Genomic DNA, 21031 nt, shown 5'->3' with positions numbered 1-21031 from the left:
GTCTCCTCAAAGAATTGCAAGTGATCTGCGCCTCAGAGCGCGTCGGCTGTTCCCAGCATGGCCGTGGATTGGCTCGAAAGCGTTCCGCCATTGCCGTGCACCACCGCCAAATGTGCGTTGCCCACCTGCCGCGCACCACATTCGCCACGCAATTGCCGCACCGCCTCGATCACGAGAAACACGCCGTACATGCCGGGATGCACGCATGAAAGACCACCGCCATTGGTGTTGACAGCCAACCTGCCGCCCGGCGCGATGGCGCCGTCATCGACGAACGCGCCACCTTCACCCTTGGCACAGAAGCCCAAGTCCTCGAGAAAGAGAATGGTGTTGATGGTGAACGCGTCGTACAGCATGGCCAACTGGGCATCCTTGGCCTGATAGCCGGCCATGTCGAAGCAGCGATTGCCGGATTCACTGGCCGCCGTCACCGTCAGGTCATCCATCGACGAGACCTGGCGGTTCCAGCACGCTGTGGCATTGCCCAGTATGTACACGGGCTTTTTGGCCAGATCCTTTGCGCGATCTGCGCGCGTTAGAACAAATGCGCCCGCGCCATCACTCACCATGCAGCAGTCACGCACCGTGAAAGGAGTGGCAACTGCTCGCGCGCCGATCACATCTTCGATGCTGAGATCGCCTCGCATCACCGCTTCGGGATTGAGTTGTGCCCATTTGCGCGCTGCCACCGCCACTTCTGCCAGCTGCTTGCGCGTGGTGCCGTACTGGTGCGCATGACGCTGTGCCGCCAACGCGTATGCAGCCACCGGCATGGGCGGGTCATACGGTGTCTCGAACGGCTGCGGATCCATGACCTTGCGCACGCGCGTCAGTTCGCTGCGATTGAAGGTCGCCGTTCGCTGCGTGCTGCCATAGCAAACCAGCACCGCGTTGCATTGCCCCGAGTTCAATGCGTGAATCGCGGGCAGAAGATGAGCTACATAGCTTGAGCCGCCAATCATCGTGCTGTCGATGAACGTGGGACGAATTCCGAGATATTCGATGACCGGCATGACCCACATGGTGGACAACGAACTGCAGGTGGTGATGCCGTCAATGTCCTTGAGCGACAAGCCCGCATCCTTGATCGCGTTGAGCGCCGCCTGGCTCAGAATCTCTTGCTCGGTGAAGCCTGCGGCATCGCCAATTCCAGCATGCCCGACACCCACGACCGCCACGCTTCCGCGCAATTGTTGGAGGTTCATTTGCCCACCTCCACTACATCAAATACCACGCGCGGCTGCGTCGCGGATGAATCAATGCGTGCCTTCACGGGCATGCCGATCTTCACGTCGAGTGGTGCGCATCCAAGCACCGTGCTCATCATGCGCGCGCCCTCGTCGAGATCAATCAGGCTAACGTTGTAATCACCCCCATGCTCCTGCGAACGATGGATCGTGCTGCTGGAGTAAACGGTTCCGTTGCCACTGGGTGCAATCCACGACAGTGCAGTGCCGCCGCAGTGCGGACACACATTGCGCGGATAGAAGATGGCCTTCCTGCATTCTGTGCACGACTGTATTTGCCAAATCCCTTTTTCCAGTGCATCCAGATAGATTTTTTCCGGCCCGGCGTTGCTGCCGGATAACGACGAATCACTCACTGCTTGCCCCCTTTTGCTGTCGCTCTTCTCAAGCATTTGCAGGTTCGCAGATGCGTTGAATGCGCATACAAAATGTAGGCCGTGTGCTCCAGCGGAAAAAGGGCTTGCTGGAACAATCATTCTTAACTGAGGGTTAAATATTGGTGCTAACCCTTTCGCTCATTTCGCGCAATGTCGTCGAGTGCATACATTAGCGACGAGTGCAGTTCATCTGGAAGGATCGCTCAAACCCATTGCTCGTTCCCACGGCAAAAAAGACGGCAATGCGATGCTCATCCGTTCAATGAAAAGCCGCAGTCGCGGTGACATGAATTTGGAAGGTTGGAACATCAGATGGATTTCCGGCCCGTTTGGCAGCCAGTCCGTCAGCACCATCTTCAAACCGCCATCGAGCACCGCAGGTGCTGCAATGAAACTGGCCATGCGCGCAATACCAGAGCCTGTCAGCGCGGCATCCAGTATCGCTTCGGGGTGGTTGACACTGATGTTGCCGACAGGCGTATGGAAGAACCGCTCATCGTCCTTTTCGTAGTTCCACTTGTGGATGTCGCCCGTCTGCCACTGTACATAGGCGATGCAGTTGTGCTCCAGCAGATCGGACGGAGATTCTGGCGCGCCGTGGCGCGCAAGGTATTCGGGCGTGGCGCAGGTTACATAGCGCAGGCGTGCCAGCTTTCTTGCAACCATCCGCGAATCGGACACGTCACCGATCCTGATGGCGACATCGAAACCCTCCTCCACAAAGCTGGGAGACCGGTCACTGAAATCCGCGTTGACCACCAATTCAGGATAATCTTTGGCCATCGTCACAAGCAGAGGCATGATGATTTTTCGGCCCAATCCCACGGGCACGTGGATCTTCAACTTGCCACTCAAGCTGTCACCACGCGACACCTCGACCTCTGCAGCCTGCACCGCAAGCAGGATGTCTCGCCAGCGCATCTGCAGACGCTCCCCATCATCGGTGAGCGAAACACTGCGCGTCGAACGATTCAACAGCTTCACGCCGAGCGCAGCCTCCAACCGAGTCACGCCCTTGCTCACCCCTGCCGGCGTCACATTCAAGCGCTGTGCTGCTACCGTGAAGCTGCGGCTTTCGGCCACATGAACAAACATCATCGTCTCGCGGAAATGCTCGATCAACGCACTGTCATTGCGCCGCATTGCTCCACTCATCTACTTGTCTCCTTCATTTTTCCAGGCGTGAATCGCCTTGGCTTTGAACTGCCCCGCAGAAGCTTTTGTCAGCCATTCCCTATGCTGCGTCCGCTCAGAGCGCTTGATCGCTTGGGTGAAATTGGGGTGAGCATCAACATCTGCAGATGCTGACTGTAGCTCGTCCATGCTTTGGCGTAGACAATTGCTCGTGCACCTTCAAGCGATGCGGCTTGATCTACCCATGCCTGCGCCAGTCTGACGTGGGTATGGCGCGCGCTTGGATCAGCTTGTCTCGTAGTTTCCAGCACAGGGCACGCAACTCCGTGACCCAGGCGACGATGCGAGATTGCTCAGCGAAGGACGGCAGTGGAAATAGATAACGATTAAGAGCTCGACCAACAAAATGTTTAGTCGTTGAGCCTGTGAAGAATTTCTGCAAATCGCCAGCAAATTTCGCACCTACATGGCTCGTTATCCCGTAAGCAAAGAGCTGTAGCAGAGCTTAAAGATGCTCTCGCCCAGCGAGCACTACCGTGATGCCCACAAGGGTTAATGTTGCGATTGGACAGTAACCTGAGTTGCGGAGCAGGATCAGACAACCAAGTAGATAAGCACGAAATCGCGTCGGGCAATGCGTTCACATTGCCCGGCGATATCCAACTTGAAGTTCGTGTGCGGTTCAGTTCCTTTTCAGGAGCGTTCCCACCTCATCCTCAAAGCCTCAACTCAATGACGACTCATCAGGCGGCCACAGGCTCGAACACCTTCCCACACGGATCAATCCGAATACCCGGCGCAAGCTTGGTCCAGGGAAGATTCTCCAGAACCATGGGCATGGAACCCGGTGCTGCCGCAACGATGATTTCGCGGCCGATGGGTGTGTAGTCTGCGCGAAAATGTACTGCGCTCTTCACGACCAGAATGTCCTGCGCCGTGGGCTCGATGCCGACGAAACGGAACATGGCCTGATCTGCCATCTGCACCTTTTGTGATGCCACGACGATGCGCACGCCGTCGATACGAAGGCAAGCGGACAGGCCCAGATGCAGCTTGAAGCCTCGGTAGTAAGGTCCGGTCGCATTGACGTGGCCATCCGAGAGTTTTTCGACCACGAACTCTGCCTCGAATGGCGCGTCGTCAGCAATGCCGGACTTGCCGCCCAGCGCAAGTCGCACGCGGTTGCCTTCGCCTGCTTGATGGGCCTTGGCAGCGGAATCCGCATCGACGATCAGACCAATGGCGGCATTGACAGCCTTGCAGGCGACCAGCGCGCGCAGCATACCGGTGGAGTCCGAATTGCTGCCAGCGCCGGGATTGTCCTGCGCATCTGCAATGATCGTCGGCTTTCCACTGCCGGCATGCGACTGTGCGTAGCGCACGGCTTCTTCTGGGTCGAAGAGCTTGCCAGCAAAACGTGATTCAGCATCCAGCGCGGCCTGAGCGACCGGGGTAAGCAGCGCTTCGGCTTCTGCCTTCGTGTCCGCATAGGCCCAGAGCACGGGCGAGCATTCGGGGAAATCCGCTGCCGGGAAGCCTGTGGCAAACGACAGATGGGTATCAGGGGTTTCCGTCTGCTCCATTTGACGATACAGGCTGCGGGCCGGTTCGATGTCGGTGCATTGCCAGCAGATGGGCACCAGATAAGGCAGGCGCTTGACCGCCAGCGCGGGCCGGTGGCCGGTCTTCAGGCGGCGTGTCAGCAACCCGTAGGCACGCACGCCAGTATCGAACATATCGACGTGCGGGTAGGTTCTGTACGCCACCAGAATGTCCGCGCTTTCCAGCATCTGCGTGGTGACGTTGGCATGCAGGTCGAGGCTGGCGACCACAGCCACTTTGTCGCCCACCAATGCACGTACGCGGCGCAGCAATTCGCCTTCTCCATCATCGAAATGCTGTGCCACCATGGCGCCGTGGAGATCAAGGTAGACCGCGTCCACGGGCAGGGCCGCTTCGATGCCGTTCAGGATCATCTGCGCGATGCGCTCATAGGTCTCGCGTTCGACATGAGCGGACGGACTGGCTGCGCACCAGGTCGTGGGGACCAACTCGTCACCCGCAGCGAGCGCCTTTTCGACAAAGCCTGCGGCAGGAATGTTGGAGCCGCGAATGGCGTCCCAGAGCTTGTCGCCGGAGACCATTCCGGGCCAACCGCCGCCAGCCTGGAAAGCGGCCCAGTCCGCCAGGTCGGGAGCAAAGGTGTTGGTCTCGTGTTGGAAACCGCCATACACAATTTTCGCCATGGTGTCCTCTTCTAAGAAAAATGGAGCGTCACAGGGTCTGCAACGTCAACGAAATCAATTGGCCAGTGCCGCTTGCGCTGGTTCAAACGCGCGGAAGTTCTGAAAATCCCAGTGTCGGCCGGGTGCCGCATCGATCAGCGCTTGCGTGTAGGCATGTTCAGGCTTGCCCAGCACCTGCTGCACGGTTCCCGACTCGACGATGCAACCACTCTTCATCACGATGATGGAGTCGCAGATCTGTGCGGCCACACGCAGGTCATGCGTGATGAACAGCACGCCCACCCCCACCCGCGAACGCACCTCTTCGAGCAAGCCCAGCACCTGCGCTTGCACCGACACATCCAGTGCCGAGACCGCCTCGTCGGCAACCAGCACATCCGGCTCCATCACCAAGGCACGTGCAATGCAGATGCGCTGGCGTTGTCCGCCCGAGAACTGGTGCGGATAACGATCAAGCGCCTGCCTTGGCAAACCCACCATGTCCATCGCCTGCCGGGCCTTTTCAAGCGCTTCTTCGCGCGGCATGCCGTAGTTGACGAGCCCTTCGATCACCGAGTCGCCGATGCGCCGACGTGGGTTCAGGCTGCGGTATGGGTCCTGAAAAACGATCTGGATACGTTTGCGAAGTGGCAGCAACGCTCGGCGACCGAGTGTCGTGATGTCATCGCCCTTGAGGCGAATTTCGCCGGAGCTTGGATCGATGAGCCGCATGATGCAACGCGCGACCGTCGATTTGCCCGACCCCGATTCGCCCACGATGCCCAGAATCTCGCCGCGTCGCAAGGTCAGCGCCACGTCGTTGGCCGCGTGGACCATTTCCGGTTTCCGCAGAAAGCCCTTGGCCTTGGGATAGAGCTTTTCCAGCGCCTTCACTTCCAACACCGCGTCCGACTGTGGCTGCACACGCGAATGCGGCACGAGGCTGGGCACGGACGACACCAGCATGCGGGTGTATTCCTGCTCGGGCGCTGCCAGAATCTGCTCGCGCAAGCCCGTCTCGACCACCTTGCCTTTGTTCATGACCAGAATGCGATCTGCGATCTCCGCCACCACGCCGAAGTCGTGCGTGATGAAGATCACCGCCGTTCCATGCTTGTGCTGCAGCTCGCTGATCAGCGCCAGAATCTGCTTTTGCGTGGTCACATCGAGGGCCGTGGTCGGCTCATCGGCGATCAACAAGCGCGGCTTGAGAATCAGCGCCATCGCGATCACGATGCGCTGGCGCTGCCCACCCGACAGCTGATGCGGGAATGAATCGTAGATGCGCCGGATGTCCGGCAGATGCACCGCCTCCAGCGTTTCCAGCACCCTTGCTCGGCGCTGCGCTGCGCTCAGGTTGGTGTGCAGCTTGAGCACTTCCTCGATCTGCTTGCCCACGCGATGCACAGGATTCAGCGCCGTCATCGGTTCCTGAAACACCATCGCCAACTGCGACGCACGCAACGCGCGCATCTGGCCAGCATTGAGTTGCAGAAGATTCTTGCCTTCCAGATTGATCGCGCCCGATGACACCTGCAGGCTGTCGGCCGGGAGCAGTCCCATGATGGCAAGCGATGTCAGCGACTTGCCCGAACCCGACTCTCCGACGATGCACAGCGTCTCGCCCGCGCGCACCTGAAGATTCAGGCCCTGCACCAGCAGCTTGGGCTGTCCGGCCGCATCCGTGCTGCCTTTGAGCTGAATGTTCAGATCCTTGACGGAGAGAACCACTTTGCTTGCCGTTTGCTCTTGCGTATTCATTGCCTTATTCCCTGAACTGAACCTGAACCTGAACCTGAACCTGAACCTGAACCTTGAACGAAGTCACATGCGTTTGGCCATGCGCGGATCCAGCGAATCGCGCAAGGCATCGCCAAGCAGGTTCACGCTCAGCACTGTCAGAGAAAGCAGCACGCCGGGATACAGCACCAGTCCAGGGAAGAGCTGAAAGTAGGCACGCCCCTCCGCCATGATGTTGCCCCAGGACGATGTTTCCGGCGGCACGCCCGCACCCAGGAAACTCAGGATGGCTTCGGTCAGAATGGCCGACGCGAAGATGTAGGTGCACTGCACGATCAGCGGTGCGATGGTGTTGGGCACCAGATGGCGCATCATCAGCGTTGGCAGCGGAGTGCCCAGTGTCTGCGCGGCCTCCACATAGGATTCGTTGCGCACGCTCAGGATCACGCCACGCACCAGACGCACCACGCGCGGCACCTCGGGAACCGTGATTGCGATGAGCACCGTGAGCAGACTGGACCCCGACAGCGACACCAGTGCAATCGCGAGCAGAATGCCTGGAATCGCCATCAGCCCGTCCATGACGCGCATGACGATGGCATCGACCCAGCGAAAATATCCGGCCAGCACGCCCACGAACAAGCCAACGACCAAGCTGAAGGCGGCCACTCCCAAGCCCACCAGCAACGACACCCGTGCGCCATACAGAATGCGTGTGTAGACATCGCGACCGAAAGCATCGGTGCCAAGCCAGTGCTCGGCCGTGATGGGTTTGAGACGCTGGGCAGGATTGATCTCGGTGGGGTCGATGGAACTGAGCAGCGGCGCACAGATGGCAACCAGCACCAGCCCGATCAACACCACCAGCGACAGCATCACCGGCCAGCTCTTGAGCGTGGCGATGAGATGCGCGCGCGTCGGTGACGCGCTCGACTCGGCAGTGGATTCAGGTGCCGCAGCAGGAGACAAAGAAACTTGGGACATGCTGAAGCACCTCAATAACGAATCCGTGGATCGAAGATGGTGTACGACACGTCCACCAGCAGATTGATCAGCACATAGACCAACGCAAACAGCAGGATCAGGCCCTGAATGACGGGATAGTCGCGCGCCAGCACGGCCTCCACCACCAATCGGCCAAGCCCGGGAAGATTGAAGACCGACTCGGTCACCACCACGCCACCGATCAGCATCGCAACGCCCACGCCAATGATGGTGACGATGGGCACCGCGGCATTGCGCAGCGCATGCCCCAGCAGCACGGCGCGTTCACCCAGACCTTTGGCGCGCGCCGTGCGGATGAAGTCTTCGTTCATCACTTCGATCACGCTGGTGCGGGTGATGCGGGCGATCAGCGCGATGTAGACCGTACTGAGCGCCAACGTGGGCAAGGTGATGGACCGCAGAAACGGCAGAATGCCCTCTTCCAGCGGCTTGTAGCCTTGCACCGGAAACCAGCCCAGCCCCAGCGAGAAGGTCAGGATCAGCACGTAGCCCGTGACGAACACCGGGATGGAGAACCCCAGAACCGAGGCAGCCATCACCATGCGGTCAAGCAGCTTGCCCTGACGCCATGCGGCCAGCACGCCCAGTGGAATGGCTACCACGATGGCGACGATGATGGTGCTGATGCACAGCGCAATCGACGGTCCCATGCGCTGGCCGATCATCTCCACCACCGACGTTCCCGACAGCAACGAGGTCCCGAAATCGCCCTGCAGCAGATGGCCGATCCATTGAATGAACTGCAGATAGATCGGCTGGTCGAGCCCCAGATTCTTGCGAATCGCATCGAGCTGCTCGGGCGTGGCAGAGTCACCCGCCAGGATCGCGGCAGGATCTCCGGGGGTGAGCCGGAGGATGGCGAAAACGACGGCTGCTACCACAGCCATCACTGGCAGCGCGGCTGCCATACGTTTCAGTATGAACGCGAACATGACGGTTGACTCTCTTGGTTGCCTGAGACGTGATTACTTCTTCTGGATGTTCCAGAACACCGGCACGGGCGACTCCAGCGCACCGCTCAGGCTCTTGCGATAAGCGGCAGGCACGTAGTACTGGCCCATGGGCAGCAGCACGCCTTCATCGATCACCAGCTTCTGGATCTGCCCGGCAAACTCCTTGCGCTTGGCCTCGTCGGGAGTGCGCGAGAACGCCACGCGCAGACGTTCGATCTCCGGCACATCAGGCCAACCGAACCATGCCCCCTTGCCGTTCGCAGCAACGCCGAAGGCACGCAGTGGATCGGACGCTTCGGCCATCACGTTGTTCGTGGCGAAGATGTTCCAACCGCCCTCCTTCACCGGAGCCTGCACGGCGCGGCGGGTCACCACGGTCTGCCAGTCCATGGCCTGCATCTCGACCTTGAAGCCAGCCGCGCGCAGCGCCTGACCGATCACCACCGGCTGAGAGTTCACCGAAGGCGTGTCGGTCGGCTGCAGAATCACGACGGGGGTGCCGTCATATCCAGCTTCCTTGAGCAGCTCCTGGGCCTTCTTCGGGTTGGCCTTGATGGTGACATCCGCACCCTCCTGGCTGGCGTACGGACCTTCGCAGCCGAACAGCGCGGCACAGGTCTTGTAGTACTTGGGATTGCCGATCACTGCCTGCAGCACCGGCTCCTGCCCCACCGCGTACATGGCGGCCTGACGGATCTTCTTGTTGTTGAACGGTGCATGCAGGAAGTTCATGCGCATCACGGTCTGGTAGCCCTGTGGGTCCAGCACCTTGATGGTGATGTCCTTGTTCGCGCTGACGATGGGCTCCAGATCGAACGGCACCTGCTCGAGATAGTCCACTTCGCCATTGGCCAGCGCATTCACCGACGTCATTGCGTCCGGCGTCGCGATCCACTTCACGCGATCGACGAGCACCTTCTTGCCACCGGCCAGACCGCTTGCAGGCTCGGCGCGCGGCACGTAGTCCGTGTTCTTTTCGTAGACCACCTGCACGCCCGGCTTGAACTCGGCCGTGACCATCTTGAACGGACCGGAGCCGATGTACTGCGTGATCGCCTGTGTGGGTGGTGTGTCCGCAATCCGCTTGGGCATCATGAACGGCGCCACGCCACTGGGCTTGGCCAGTGCACGCACGGCGAGATCGCTGGGCTCCTTCATCGAGATCTGGAACGTGGAGGCATCCACCACTTTCATGCCCGTCATTTCGCTGGTGAGCAACTGGCCCATCTTGTCCTGCGTGGCCCAGCGCTTGATGGAGGCGACGCAGTCCTCTGCAGTGACGGGCGCTCCATCGTGCCACTTCAAACCGTCGCGCAACTTGAAGGTGTAGGTGCGACCATCATCGGAAGCCTTCCAGTCCTGCACCATCTGAGGGCGAATCTTGCTGTCCTTGTCGGTGGCGAGCAAGGTGTCATAGATCATGTACCCGTGATTGCGCGTGATGTGTGCCGTGGTGATGATCGGGTCCAGCACGCGCAGGGGCGAGTGCATCACCGCATTGATCGTGGTCTTGGTCTGCGCCACGGACATCAGTCCGCAGGTCACCAACGACACCGCAATCGCGGCCTTGCTCAAATGATGGAAAGCTCGGGTCATGGTCTCATCCTCCTGGTTGAAAAATGGTGTGCGCAAACGCTTTGGGAAACACGGGTCATGCAGCACTGGGCTCACATGCAAATGATTGGCTGGCCAATTGCTGGCCTTGAGCAAACAAGCGATCGAACTCATCGGTTGGCATCAAGGTGCCACCCGTGGTCCATACGATGTGATTGGCGGCAGACATGAAAGGCGCGAGTCCGCTGGCCTGCAGATACTGCTGCCCCACCTCGGTACACAGCAGCGCGCGAGGGCCACTCACCGCTGCGGCCGCAGAAGGCTCCACCTTCAGGCCAGCCATGCTCTTCAATTGCCACAGATCCACCAACATGCGTTCATCGGTTGCAACAACCATGCCCGCCAGACGGGTGCGCATCAACGGATAGACCAACTCGGACGCCTGTGGCACAGCCAGCCCGTCGGCGATGGTCTTGTTGTGCTGCCCCGCGTCGTAGATGCTGATGCCTTCCGCATCGGGATGCTGCATGCGCACCAGAAAACAGGAGGAATCTTCCGGCTCCACAAAGAAGCAGTGCACATGGTCCCCGAACACATGCTTGAGGCCATAACAGACCCCGCCGGGTGCGCCACCCACACCGCAAGGGATGTAGACGAACAGCGGATGCTCACGATCCACGCGGACGTTCAATTCCAGCAACTGCCGCTGAAGGCGCAGCGCCGCAACGGCGTACCCGCAGAACAGCGAGGTCGACTTTTCATCATCCACGAAATGCGCCAACGGATTGCTGCTCGCCTGCTCGCGGCCAATGGCAACCGCCTGCCCGTAGTCGCCCGGATACTCATGCACGATCACGCCATGACTGCGCAGCAAGCGCTTCTTCCACTCCTTGGCCTCTGCCGACATGTGCACGCTGGCCTTGAAGCCCAACGCCGCCGACATGATCCCGATGCTCATGCCGAGATTGCCAGTCGATCCCACCGCGACTTCGTAGCGTGCAAAGCACTCTCTTGCCGTGCTCGACGCCAGCACCTCGTACCCGTCGCCATCCTTCAGCAATCCATGACTCAGTGCAACGCCCTCGGCAAACTCCAGCACCTCATGAAAGCCGCCGCGTGCTTTCACCGATCCTGCCACCGCGAGCTGGTGATCGGCCTTCACCCAAAAATGCCCATGATCGCCAGCGCCCTTGGTCACGACTTCAGCAGGCAGTGCCAGCAAAGGAGATTCGACCATCCCCTTGCTCATTTCCAGCTCAGGGAACAACTTTTGCAGCAATGGCGCAAAACGGGCGAGCCGCTGCTCCGCCGCGAGTACATCATTGATAGTAATATTTCCATCATCTGCACCCAGCGCTTGTCCACCATGCTCCGGATTGATCCAGAGCTTGGCTGACTGACTCGACCCATCACGAAAATGTCCCGGCATCAGTAATTTCCCCTAGGAATTCAGCGCACTTGGCGCTGGTTTGCGCGAAGTTGCGAGTTGGTCCATTTTGTTGACGACAACAATAAGTGGCAAGTCAATAGTGTCAATCTGACTATTAGTATTACTAATGAAAAATTTACTCTCCCCTTCATTGCTTACTTGGCTGAGGTGTTTTGATGCGGTCGCCAGAAACGGCAGCTTCACCGTCGCGGCCAAGGAACTGCATGTGACACAGGGATCGATCAGTCAGCAGGTGAAGAAGCTGGAGGAATACTTGGGCGTGACACTGCTGCATCGCGGGGGCAGGACCCTGGCGCTCACACGCGAGGGGGCACGTCTGTCGCTGGTGTCCGGACAGGCATTTCAGTCACTCAATCAAGCCGTGGATAAACTGCGGCAAACCCACACTCGCAAGGACGCTCCGCTCAATCTGAGCTGCTCGCCGTCGTTCGCCATGCTGTGGCTGACACCGCGCGTGGGCAATCTGTTGCGTGAACAAGCCGGCATGTCGGTGCGCATCTATGGCGAATTCCACAGCCTCGATCGCATTGGCATGAGCGTCAGCGGCATACAGGTCGGCATCCGCTTCGATCCGGGCCACTATTCCGACCTGCATGCAGATCGGTTCCTCAGCGAATGGCTGGTCCCCGTCGCCTCACCGGACTTCCTCAAACGCCACCCCGAGATCCGCAACCTGAACGACATCCCCAGCAACCTCATGCTGCACGACGCCAGCGCATGGCACAACGCCCCGCCCACTGTGGAATGGGATACCTGGCTGGAAGGCATGGGGCAGACGCCGCCCAAACACAACGGCGTGCACTTCAACCTCTCCCAACTCGCCATCGTCGCCGCACTGAGCGGCCAAGGCATCGCCATGGGACGCCTCGCCTTGGTCTACGACGAACTCGTCAGCGGACGACTGGTGATCCCCGTCCCCTTCGCCGTCCCTTCCAAGGCGCACTACCACTTCATCTTCACGAACGAGCCCACCGGCACCAACGCCCACCTGCGGGAATGGCTGCATGACGCAGGAAGGCAGTTTGAAGCAGATCGGGATGATCTGTTGGATCAGATGGAGGTGGCGAAGCTGGCGGGATAAGGCAGCGTCATCCCTCCATTGATTCGGGAGTGAAACTGCTTCTCAACCCCAATGAATCACCCAGCTTCCCAAGCAGACCGAAACGTCACCTTGGCACCAGGACTCACCTGACTTTCCGGCGCAGGCTCGATGCGATAAGGACACCCGTATCCCGCAAAGTCCCGGTCTTCCGGACCGTGGACGGACTTTTCCTTGGGCACCAGTCCCTTGGATTTGAGATACGCGCCATATTCCATGTCGCAATCCGAGCGAGGCTTGGGAACGGTCACCATTCCGTTGTTCACGGCAACAGGTACAGGAGCTGTAGCAGGAACAGGTTCCGAACACGCCGGATACTCGACGCTGTGTCCAAAGCTCAGATAAGCCGGATGCATTCCTGAGAATTCGCGCACTGCGACATCACGGTATTTCTCGGGTGCGCAGTTGAATCCCGTCTGAACGACGATCCAATCCTCCGACTCCGATTTCTCCATGGCGTCACGCCAGCGGCTTGCGGCATTCACCACCGCGTCACCCGTAATGGGAACGCTCAACACCACCGTTCCGAACCCATCCGCACGGCTGCCTTCGGCGGCCCAGAAAATGCTGGGGTCGTAGGAGTTGCCACACATCGACAGGCAGTCGGACAGATAGTTGCCCGGCCGAAAGTATTGCTCAGCCATACCGAAGGTCAGCTCGGCAGGCCTGATCGGCTTGTCGGCATTGAGGATCGGGCCCACATCCACAGGGCACTCGCGGGACAACTCCAATTGCACGCCCAGAATCGACTGCTTGGCGTCGTCCGTCGTCAGCACGAACTTGCAGCCTTGCAGATCGAATTGCTGTTGATTCCCCTCGATGCGCATGGCCTGCCCCGATACGCGTACAACGTATTCGAGGTTCAAGCCAATGGCCTCTCTGGACGCCAACATGCTTTGCAGTTGCGCGATCGGGTCCTTCTTGGGCTGGCTCGCAGCCTGCGGCTGGGCTTGGGGCTGCGGCTCCTCCGTTTTGCTGAACTTGTCCCAGCAACCCGTCAAACTGATTGCCGCCAACAAGGGCAGCACGGCCTTGGAAATCTTCTTCATCTCTCTCATCTTCCTCAAATCAATCACCTGGTCCGTCCATCTTCTTGGCCCGATCACTGCAAATCACTGCCGCAATGCTTGCACTTGATGGCCTTGCTCTGAATGGGCTCCGCGCAAAATGGGCAGATCTTCATGTCAGGGCCCATACCAGCTTGCACAACCGTGCTGCTCGGATAGGACTGCGGCGCTTGGTAACGTGGGCGACGATCCTCCTCACGGCCACCAAAGATCAGACGGAACCAGTAGCTCCAGATCTTGATGAATGCCCAGATCATCAACGGCAGAAAAATGATCAGAACCAGTATTCCGCCGCCACCGCCGCCCGCATGAGCGGCACCTGGCAACAGAAGCAAAGGCAACAAACGTTCAAGCTTCAAGTGTGGATCTCTCTTTCCTTTTTTGTTATCCGAGTGAGTCACCACAGCCAGGCAAACGGCCCATTCATGGCTGCCGCCTTGCGAGAGAAATCCTCCTTGGAAAGCACCAGATAACGGATGCCCTCCACCAACGCGACAAGCGCCGGAACATAAGTCCAGCACAGGACGATGTAGACAATCCCCCATCCCCAGGCGCCCGTATAGAACTTGTGAATGCCGAAGCCGCCCAGAAGCAGCGCCAGCACACCCGCAATCACCTTGTTTTTCTCGGACTCGTCGACCGTGGATGCGGCACTCTTGCGCTGCGGTGCTCCGCAGCTTGGGCAGGTCACCGCCGACACATGCAACGGCTTTGCGCAGCCATGACAAAACATCATCGATTGGCTCTCAGTGGGTTGGTTTTCCATCTCTCTTACCTCCGGTTGTTGACTTGATATTCAAAAAATCAAAATTTCGATCCCATCGCGCCGAGCAGCCCAATGCCGCCCAAGATCAGGCCCGCAATGGCCATCCCAGCGCCCTTCTTCTGCTTGGCGAGACTGATGCCTCCAAGCACCATGGCGACTGCGGAAAAGCCAATGCATCCGATCACCTGGTCCATGTCCCAATCGCCTTCATCGAACAATGCAAGCGCCACAATGACGCCGCATACCAGCGATGGCACGGGAAGCCACAAGGTGCCACCCTGTTCTTCGCGCAACGCTTTGTGAGCGGTCACTGCCCCGCATTGCGGACAGCTTTCCGCCGTCTCATGAATCTGATGGCCGCAGCCTCTGCAAAAGGACATTGCTTCTTCTCCCTGTTGTCTGTGTCGTCGGAATCCGGACAAGGCTCCGCCCACCCGCCCTGTTAGCGGTTATGTTGAAAATGCGTAGACGAGCCTGCCCGCTACCGGAAAAAACCGGCAGTCATCTCAAAACCAATGGATGGGTGGATTACCCGGGAACGCCCAGATAAGCCTTGAGCTGAGCGTCCAGCTCAGCCTGCAGCCCGTCCGGGCTGATCACGCGGATATATGGAATCCAATATCGAACCACCGGCAGAATCTGGTTGGGATGCGCGATCAATCCCGACACCAGAATCTCGCCGTCTTCCAGCGTCATCTCGATTTTCTGGCTCCCGATCAGCTGACGCCGCTGAAAATACGAAGCCGCCGGCGGAGCCACCTTGAGCACGACCTTGGCCTTTTCCTGATTCAGCCAAATCGTGTCCTCACTTTTGAGATATTCGTGCACCGACGCATCCGGCGAGAAACTGTCAGAGGTCACCAGCAAGCGATCAATGCGAGATACTGCATACGATTTGACCTTGCCCTGATCCGTCGCCTGCAGATACCAGGACCCATCACTCAAAGCCAGCTTGTATGGGTTCACACTGACCATCTTGCGCGTGTCATCCGGCTTGCAATATTCAAACTGAACAATGCGGGAATCCTGAATCCCGACACGCAGTTGCGCCAACTCGTGCTCCTTGCCGCTGATGTCCTCGGCCCGCGTGCCATGCACCAACAAGGCCCCGCGCAAACTGTTGTCGAGCAGGTCTCCAAGAAAATCGCTGGATAACCGTGGCGACATGCCTTGCAACCCAGCCAGGCTCGCGATCCGCTGCACATCCTGTTGACTGTAAGTACCCAGCTTGTAGCGCGGCAAGGTATAGCGGCTGCCCTTCTTTTCCAATCCCAAAAAGCTGAACCTCTCGTTCAGATCGCGCCGAATCGTGCGCTCATTGACCGCAAAGTCGTCGGCCAGTTTCTTGATTTCCAGAGCCTCCCCAGCATTCAGCCGCAAAAGAATCTCGCTGAGGCGGTAGGCGATGGTGTCGAAGGAAGAAGTGGACATTGGTCTGTTGTTCTCGCTGAATTTCGGTTCGATGAAACGAATCGTAAGTGAGTGTTTGGACAAACCATGTCCGATTTCGATATTTTTTCCTCGGCAGCGAAAGTTTCAATTACCCGATGTCCAGATAGTGATAGACCCATCATTCATAGGCCACAACACATGCGAAACAATAGAAAAATGGCAATGTGCATCTCGAACATCAATTTGGCAATGTGGGAGCGAGCCAAACCGACCCCTTCAAAGTGAACATCACATACTCCCCAGCAGCATCCCGCGTCTGCTCATAAAGCCCGGCCACGCCCGCATGGCGCGCCACAAGCCGGTCATAGATCCTCATCTGCCGAGGATCGTTGACCACCTTGTAATAGAAGAACATGGACCGGTGTTTCCCCACATATTGCGCGATCCGCTGTGCGATATGGCGCAGTACGCGCAATGGTTGGGAGTGTGCGTTGACGAGCGTGGAGGTCTCCTGCACACAGGGCAGCGATTCCATCCAGTCCCAGCTCCACTGGAGGTCCTCCTTGGTGACGAGACCTAGCCGCAGTGTGTCGCCGGTCACGGTGAAGGCGATCTCTCCGTCTTCGAAGTAGTACGTCCGGTACAGCAGTCCATCGTTCTCGAATCGGTAGATTTCGTGTCTGTGGATGTTGTACATAAAGAGATCACCTTGCCTTTCCGGGCCGATGAAGCTCGGCCCAATCGGTTGTGGAACTGACCGGACTTGCGTGGATCGACTGCCCGATCAGATGTCGCCGCCCTTCTCAAAACCTTCGGTTGCAAGGGTGCTGCCATCGTCGAAGGTCAGAACCCGCTCTGGCCAGCGCAGCGCGGCGAGTTTGTAGTCCTTGCCCAGCGGCGCGCTGGCCTTGCGCTCGGCCCAGCGGCCGCCTGCGGAGTAGTCGACGCAGAAGACGTTGCCACGCTTTCCATGCCAGTGCAGGGGCTTGATTTCGTCGAACAGGTCGATGTCTTCCTTGCCCACGTCGGCGCGGTTGATCGGGTTGAGTCGGCGCCAGTAGTGCCCCACCACCACGGGCGTTGCATGCTCGTAGTCATCCCACCAGGCGACTCGATCGGCGAAGCGCCATTTGCCACCGGCGAAGAATGGCTTGCGGCCCTTGCGCTCGACCCCGGAGGTCAACACTTTCAGCGGATTAAGCATCTGCTTGTTGGCTTCGTGTTCGGCGCGCGCATGCAGAAACGGTGGGGTGCGGTCGCGGTCTTCCAGACCCCAGGGCCAGTCGACGAGTTCGTCTTGCATGCGCTGACCCAAGTCGGTAGTGCTGGCGATCTCGTCGGCAGAGCCCTCCCACGCATCGTATTGATCACACAGGGCGCTCAAGGGAAGGTCACGCACTCGGTCGATCTTGTCCTGCAGCCAGGAGGCATGGACGATGCGGATGTCATCCCGCTCCAACGCGATGGGAAGCGTGGAGACGAACGCCAGAACCCGCTCGCGCTCCGTGTCCGCCACGCGAGCGAACGGTGCGTACTTGTGCTGATCGCGTTGCTCCCGTTCGTCGAAGAACCATCCGGCGCCGTCCTTGGCATCGTCACGCAGCAAGTTGATTTCGTGGTTTCCCAGCGCCACCTGCGCCCGGCCAGCCTGAACCAGTTGCTGCACCCGTGCGAGGACTGCTGGTGTGTTCGGCCCGCGGTCGCACAGATCACCGACGAACACCAGACTCCGCCCTTGTGGGTGGTTGCCTTGCTCGTCATATCCCAGGTGTTGAAGCAATTGGCACAGCGCGTCGTATTCGCCATGCACATCGCCAACAATGTCCAGATCACCCGATGCCAACCCTTGAACCAGCTTCATGAATCCTCCATGTGAAATCATTTTAATCGCTTTCATTATGGCATCAATTTGATTTCATTGGTGCTAGACTTCGCCTCTATTGCATTTGAGCCACAACTCCACATGAACAACGCCACAGCCCCCGCGACCCTGTCCGCCGCTCAACGACAGCGCCTTGCCTTCATCGAGTTCCGCGTGTGGTTCTTCGGCGAGGTGGCACGAAAGCATGTGCTGGAGCGCTTCGAAGTAGCCACGGCTGCGGGAACCAGAGACATGGCGCTCTACAAGGAACTGGCACCGAAGAACGTTCAGTACGAGCAGAAGGTGTACCGCTACCTGCCGAGCTTTCGCCCGCTGTTCCAGCATGATGTGAACCGCACGCTTGCAGCACTGACTTCCGGCTTCGGTGCGGGCGAACCTGTGGCCACTGGCGAGCTGATTTCGCATGCGACGCCGGAGCGCCTGAACCAGCCGTCACTGGACACGCTGGCCACCATTACGCGCGCCATCCGCAACCGACAGACGCTTTCGTTGACCTACCACTCCATGAAGAAAGGGCCTGGGGAGCGCGTGATCGTGCCGCATTCCATCGTGGACTCCGGCCTGCGTTGGCATGTGCGGGCATTCGATCGGGTGAAAGGGCATTTTCGGGATCTGGTGTTGACGCGCATGGAGCGGGTGAAGACATCGGATGCTCTTGCGCCGCCAACAGCCGACGAACTGATCGAGGCCGATGAACAATGGCAACGACAGCTGGCGTTGACCTTGGTGCCCCACCCCGCACACCCGCACCCCAAGGTCATTGCCAAGGACTTTGGCATGAAGAATGGGCGACTGGTGGTGCATCTGCGCGCCGCCGTGGCAGGCTATGTTCTGCGTCAATGGCAGGTGGACTGCAGCCCGGAGGCCTCCTTGCGTGGACCCGAGTTTCGACTGCGCCTGCAGGACCCAGCTCAACTGGACGGAGTCTCCAGCGCGCCACTGGCGCCGGGGTTTGATGCTGCGGGCAAGAAGAGCACCACCAAACGATAACGGTCTGCAAGGGGAAAAAAGCAGCACGCTCAAATCACGTATGAACCCCACGACCTGTCGAGTGCGACACGATTTGTCGTCTCGAACACTACATTGGGAATCAAAAGAGCCGGTTCAGCAAATGGTGTCGGCACCCGATCCGAGTTTCAAACAAGAGGTACAGAGCCCATGGACAAAGAATTTCTCAACGACGTCCTCGTGCAGATGGACATCATGCAGACCGGTTGCGGATGCTTCGATGGTCTTGAAGTGAGCGGTGAATTTGAATACCTGCCGGAAGCGCAGACCATCGTGCAGCAGCGCGCCAATGGAAGCAGCGCCAGAGAAGCCGTGACCCAAGCCTTTGCTGCACGCTTCGATGCTGCCAAGCTCTCACCTGAGCAGCGTGAAGAACATCTTGTTCAATTGACCGACAAGCTGGAAGAGCAGGATCGCCTCGACGTGTTTCGTCAGCCCAAGCCCGTTCTGGTCAATCGACGTATCGACGTAAACACCATGAGTCTGCTGCTGTGGCAGGCCGATCCGATGGGTACCTGCTGCAATATGAACGAGGGAATGTCGAACGAGTACTACTCCATCGCACACGGAATCGTGGACCTCCTCGATTCAGGGGAGCGCTTTGAAATCGCTCTGAACAAAGTGTTCGAGGAGTCCTTCTGGGAGCAATGCCTTCAAGCAGAGCACCGCGTCGCGAGGGTGCAGTCGTTGGTGAACAACGTGAATGCGCTGATCGCCAAATCCAACTGATTGACCAACGAGGGAGGAGATCCAATGAGCAGCACGACATCCAGCACCAGAAAAGGTGAGTTGTCTCAGGAGTTTTTTCGGACCGTTTTCACGGATGCCTTCATTTTTCGCGAAGCGCCCTTTGCAGTTCTGGAGAAATCCAAGCTCAGCGAAGACGAAAAGATGCTCGCCATCCGCATCTACTGATCGTCGAGCTACAACGACAAGACCTACGATGCGTGCGTGGAACTGGTGGGTCGGCTCGACGGCATTTTTCACTGGCAGCGCAACTCCGAAGGTCCGGCGGTGTTCTGCAGCAAGATTCTTTACCTGCTCAAGTTGAAGAAGAAGAACATCGAGTGGTTCATCGCGGGGTTGGGCCGCGAGCCCACCCCTTACTACTGACTACGCGCCAGCTCCGACGCAGCGCGCCGCTTGCCGCCGAACGCTCAAACGGCAACCTCGTCCACTGGCGTGCGCGTGACCTCTTTCACCGCATCACCGAAGCCTCGCAGCCACCACTCCAGCATGGCGCTGTCCACCACGGTAGCGGTGATCTTCAGGTCACCATTGGGCAACTCTTCCGATTGCTGGTCCTGCGACAACATCGATTCCAGCAAGTGGTATCCGGCGGCGTTCTCGATCTGGAAGGACAAGCGAACGCGCTTGCCGTTGCCGAAACCAAAGCGGCCGTCGTCGTCGTATTTTTTCAGATCGAACTCCGACGGACGATCGAATGAAAGCGTGCTGACCTTGGCTCCGAGAATGCGGTGCATGGCCAGACTGCGCTCGTTCTGGTAGTCGCGGTAACGGCACACCAGATAGAACCTCGGTCCCTGTTGTGCCAAGCCCAGCGGCATCACTTCGGCCGTGCTGCGCTTCTTGTTGGCATTGCGGTAGTCCAGCGTCAGCCATTTGTTGGAATAGAGGGCTTCGGTCACCGACGCGAATACGTCCTGCGAAATCGTCGGCGGCAACAGAGGCTGGCTGGTTGCCACGACCCGGATCTTCTTGGGCCACTCGCGCTCCAGCTTCGCATTTTCGTTGCCATGCAGATTGCGACGCGCCTGCGCAAAGAAGGCATCCATGGAGCGCATCAGACGCGTTGGCAGCAGTTGCCTGAGATGCTCCTCGGCCAGACGCAACAATAGCGCTTCCTGTGTCGTGAGATAAGGCAGCGCAAAAGCCTTGGAGTCCTTCTGCCATGAGTAGCCATAAGGACGGCTGCGATCATCGCGCTCGATGTCGAAATGTTCGCTGAGCATTTCCAACTGACGCTGCACCGAGCGCAGCTCGCGTTGGATGCCCGCGTCCATCAATTGCTCATGCAGTTGCTGCGCGGTGATTTTTCCGTGGCGTGGAATGCGTTTGAGCAGTTCCATCGCCAGCTTCACGGTCTCCAGGGTATCGGGTCGTTTCGGCAT

General features: G+C 58.8%; 22 protein-coding genes. 5 read left to right on the top strand and 17 right to left on the bottom strand.

The features are described 5' to 3' along the window. Positions 1-32 precede the first annotated feature (32 nt). From G7048_RS27160 to G7048_RS27120, 9 genes are all read right to left on the bottom strand, one after another. Positions 33-1205, bottom strand: a complete 1173-nt coding sequence (locus tag G7048_RS27160; RefSeq protein ID WP_166071602.1) for a thiolase — start codon at positions 1203-1205, stop codon at positions 33-35. Next, entirely contained in the window at positions 1202-1639 is a 438-nt protein-coding gene (locus G7048_RS27155; RefSeq protein WP_166071601.1) for a Zn-ribbon domain-containing OB-fold protein, read from the bottom strand. The genes G7048_RS27160 and G7048_RS27155 overlap by 4 nt, the downstream gene beginning before the upstream one ends. 171 nt (positions 1640-1810) lie before the next feature. Next, positions 1811-2779, bottom strand: coding sequence for a LysR family transcriptional regulator (locus tag G7048_RS27150; RefSeq protein WP_166071600.1), 969 nt, complete (start codon positions 2777-2779; stop codon positions 1811-1813). Between the two features lie 722 nt (positions 2780-3501). Then, complete coding sequence (locus G7048_RS27145) at positions 3502-5004, bottom strand: M81 family metallopeptidase (RefSeq protein WP_166071599.1); 1503 nt, start codon at positions 5002-5004, stop codon at positions 3502-3504. A 54-nt stretch (positions 5005-5058) separates the two neighbouring features. Then, positions 5059-6744, bottom strand: coding sequence for an ABC transporter ATP-binding protein (locus tag G7048_RS27140; protein ID WP_166071598.1), 1686 nt, complete (start codon positions 6742-6744; stop codon positions 5059-5061). A 63-nt stretch (positions 6745-6807) separates the two neighbouring features. Beyond that, positions 6808-7707, bottom strand: coding sequence for an ABC transporter permease (locus G7048_RS27135; protein ID WP_166071597.1), 900 nt, complete (start codon positions 7705-7707; stop codon positions 6808-6810). 11 nt (positions 7708-7718) lie between these two features. Next, positions 7719-8660, bottom strand: a complete 942-nt coding sequence (locus G7048_RS27130; protein ID WP_166071596.1) for an ABC transporter permease — start codon at positions 8658-8660, stop codon at positions 7719-7721. 33 nt (positions 8661-8693) lie between these two features. Further along, positions 8694-10211, bottom strand: a complete 1518-nt coding sequence (locus G7048_RS27125) for an ABC transporter substrate-binding protein (RefSeq protein ID WP_371747739.1) — start codon at positions 10209-10211, stop codon at positions 8694-8696. Between the two features lie 121 nt (positions 10212-10332). Continuing rightward, complete coding sequence (locus G7048_RS27120) at positions 10333-11664, bottom strand: D-serine ammonia-lyase (protein WP_166071594.1); 1332 nt, start codon at positions 11662-11664, stop codon at positions 10333-10335. Between the two features lie 127 nt (positions 11665-11791). Here G7048_RS27120 and G7048_RS27115 point away from each other — a divergent pair, with 127 nt between their 5' ends. After that, positions 11792-12766 carry a LysR family transcriptional regulator gene (locus G7048_RS27115; protein WP_166071593.1) on the top strand — a complete coding sequence of 325 codons (975 nt, stop codon included), beginning with the start codon at positions 11792-11794 and terminating at the stop codon, positions 12764-12766. 56 nt (positions 12767-12822) lie between these two features. Here the strand turns inward: G7048_RS27115 and G7048_RS27110 are convergent, their stop codons facing one another. The 7 genes from G7048_RS27110 to G7048_RS27080 form a co-directional block, all read right to left on the bottom strand. Beyond that, positions 12823-13833 (bottom strand): hypothetical protein, encoded by a 1011-nt coding sequence (locus G7048_RS27110; RefSeq protein ID WP_166071592.1) that lies wholly within the window; start codon positions 13831-13833, stop codon positions 12823-12825. A gap of 53 nt (positions 13834-13886) precedes the next feature. Beyond that, entirely contained in the window at positions 13887-14210 is a 324-nt protein-coding gene (locus G7048_RS28630; RefSeq protein WP_240933381.1) for a hypothetical protein, read from the bottom strand. Between the two features lie 38 nt (positions 14211-14248). Beyond that, positions 14249-14587 (bottom strand): TM2 domain-containing protein, encoded by a 339-nt coding sequence (locus G7048_RS27100; protein ID WP_240933380.1) that lies wholly within the window; start codon positions 14585-14587, stop codon positions 14249-14251. A gap of 68 nt (positions 14588-14655) precedes the next feature. Further along, positions 14656-14928, bottom strand: a complete 273-nt coding sequence (locus G7048_RS27095; protein WP_240933379.1) for a hypothetical protein — start codon at positions 14926-14928, stop codon at positions 14656-14658. 217 nt (positions 14929-15145) lie between these two features. Continuing rightward, entirely contained in the window at positions 15146-16111 is a 966-nt protein-coding gene (locus tag G7048_RS27090; protein WP_240933378.1) for a YafY family protein, read from the bottom strand. 136 nt (positions 16112-16247) lie between these two features. After that, complete coding sequence (locus G7048_RS27085; RefSeq protein ID WP_166071590.1) at positions 16248-16706, bottom strand: hypothetical protein; 459 nt, start codon at positions 16704-16706, stop codon at positions 16248-16250. An 87-nt stretch (positions 16707-16793) separates the two neighbouring features. After that, a complete protein-coding gene (locus G7048_RS27080; protein ID WP_166071589.1) occupies positions 16794-17870 on the bottom strand; it encodes a metallophosphoesterase in 1077 nt (358 codons plus the stop codon). A gap of 102 nt (positions 17871-17972) precedes the next feature. Between G7048_RS27080 and G7048_RS27075 the strand changes: the two genes are divergently transcribed. The 4 genes from G7048_RS27075 to G7048_RS27060 all read left to right on the top strand — a co-directional run bounded on the left by G7048_RS27075 (position 17973) and on the right by G7048_RS27060 (position 20012). Beyond that, positions 17973-18881, top strand: a complete 909-nt coding sequence (locus tag G7048_RS27075) for a YafY family protein (RefSeq protein WP_166071587.1) — start codon at positions 17973-17975, stop codon at positions 18879-18881. A 93-nt stretch (positions 18882-18974) separates the two neighbouring features. Continuing rightward, positions 18975-19628 (top strand): hypothetical protein, encoded by a 654-nt coding sequence (locus G7048_RS27070; RefSeq protein WP_166071586.1) that lies wholly within the window; start codon positions 18975-18977, stop codon positions 19626-19628. 24 nt (positions 19629-19652) lie between these two features. Continuing rightward, positions 19653-19814 (top strand): hypothetical protein, encoded by a 162-nt coding sequence (locus G7048_RS27065; RefSeq protein WP_166071585.1) that lies wholly within the window; start codon positions 19653-19655, stop codon positions 19812-19814. 36 nt (positions 19815-19850) lie between these two features. Next, positions 19851-20012, top strand: coding sequence for a hypothetical protein (locus G7048_RS27060; protein WP_166071584.1), 162 nt, complete (start codon positions 19851-19853; stop codon positions 20010-20012). Positions 20013-20056: 44 nt separating this feature from the next. On the opposite strand, the gene G7048_RS27055 is transcribed toward G7048_RS27060, so the two are convergent. Further along, positions 20057-21031: a YafY family protein gene (locus G7048_RS27055; RefSeq protein WP_166071583.1), complete on the bottom strand. Its 975-nt coding sequence runs from the start codon at positions 21029-21031 to the stop codon at positions 20057-20059.

It is taken from the genome of Diaphorobacter sp. HDW4B (assembly GCF_011305535.1).
Classification (GTDB): Bacteria; Pseudomonadota; Gammaproteobacteria; order Burkholderiales; family Burkholderiaceae_C; genus Diaphorobacter_A.
The sequence above is the reverse complement of the archived record's forward strand: the minus strand, read 5'-3'. Positions and strand labels throughout refer to the sequence as shown.

Coding starts and splice junctions, on each gene's coding strand:
- G7048_RS27160 (WP_166071602.1), bottom strand. CDS start 1,205: ATGAACCTCCAACAATTGCGCGGAAGCGTGGCGGTCGTGGGTGTCGGG.
- G7048_RS27155 (WP_166071601.1), bottom strand. CDS start 1,639: ATGCTTGAGAAGAGCGACAGCAAAAGGGGGCAAGCAGTGAGTGATTCG.
- G7048_RS27150 (WP_166071600.1), bottom strand. CDS start 2,779: ATGAGTGGAGCAATGCGGCGCAATGACAGTGCGTTGATCGAGCATTTC.
- G7048_RS27145 (WP_166071599.1), bottom strand. CDS start 5,004: ATGGCGAAAATTGTGTATGGCGGTTTCCAACACGAGACCAACACCTTT.
- G7048_RS27140 (WP_166071598.1), bottom strand. CDS start 6,744: ATGAATACGCAAGAGCAAACGGCAAGCAAAGTGGTTCTCTCCGTCAAG.
- G7048_RS27135 (WP_166071597.1), bottom strand. CDS start 7,707: ATGTCCCAAGTTTCTTTGTCTCCTGCTGCGGCACCTGAATCCACTGCC.
- G7048_RS27130 (WP_166071596.1), bottom strand. CDS start 8,660: ATGTTCGCGTTCATACTGAAACGTATGGCAGCCGCGCTGCCAGTGATG.
- G7048_RS27125 (WP_371747739.1), bottom strand. CDS start 10,211: ATGTCCGTGGCGCAGACCAAGACCACGATCAATGCGGTGATGCACTCG.
- G7048_RS27120 (WP_166071594.1), bottom strand. CDS start 11,664: ATGCCGGGACATTTTCGTGATGGGTCGAGTCAGTCAGCCAAGCTCTGG.
- G7048_RS27115 (WP_166071593.1), top strand. CDS start 11,792: ATGAAAAATTTACTCTCCCCTTCATTGCTTACTTGGCTGAGGTGTTTT.
- G7048_RS27110 (WP_166071592.1), bottom strand. CDS start 13,833: ATGAAGAAGATTTCCAAGGCCGTGCTGCCCTTGTTGGCGGCAATCAGT.
- G7048_RS27100 (WP_240933380.1), bottom strand. CDS start 14,587: ATGATGTTTTGTCATGGCTGCGCAAAGCCGTTGCATGTGTCGGCGGTG.
- G7048_RS27085 (WP_166071590.1), bottom strand. CDS start 16,706: ATGTACAACATCCACAGACACGAAATCTACCGATTCGAGAACGATGGA.
- G7048_RS27080 (WP_166071589.1), bottom strand. CDS start 17,870: ATGAAGCTGGTTCAAGGGTTGGCATCGGGTGATCTGGACATTGTTGGC.
- G7048_RS27075 (WP_166071587.1), top strand. CDS start 17,973: ATGAACAACGCCACAGCCCCCGCGACCCTGTCCGCCGCTCAACGACAG.
- G7048_RS27065 (WP_166071585.1), top strand. CDS start 19,653: ATGAGCAGCACGACATCCAGCACCAGAAAAGGTGAGTTGTCTCAGGAG.
- G7048_RS27055 (WP_166071583.1), bottom strand. CDS start 21,031: ATGCCGAAACGACCCGATACCCTGGAGACCGTGAAGCTGGCGATGGAA.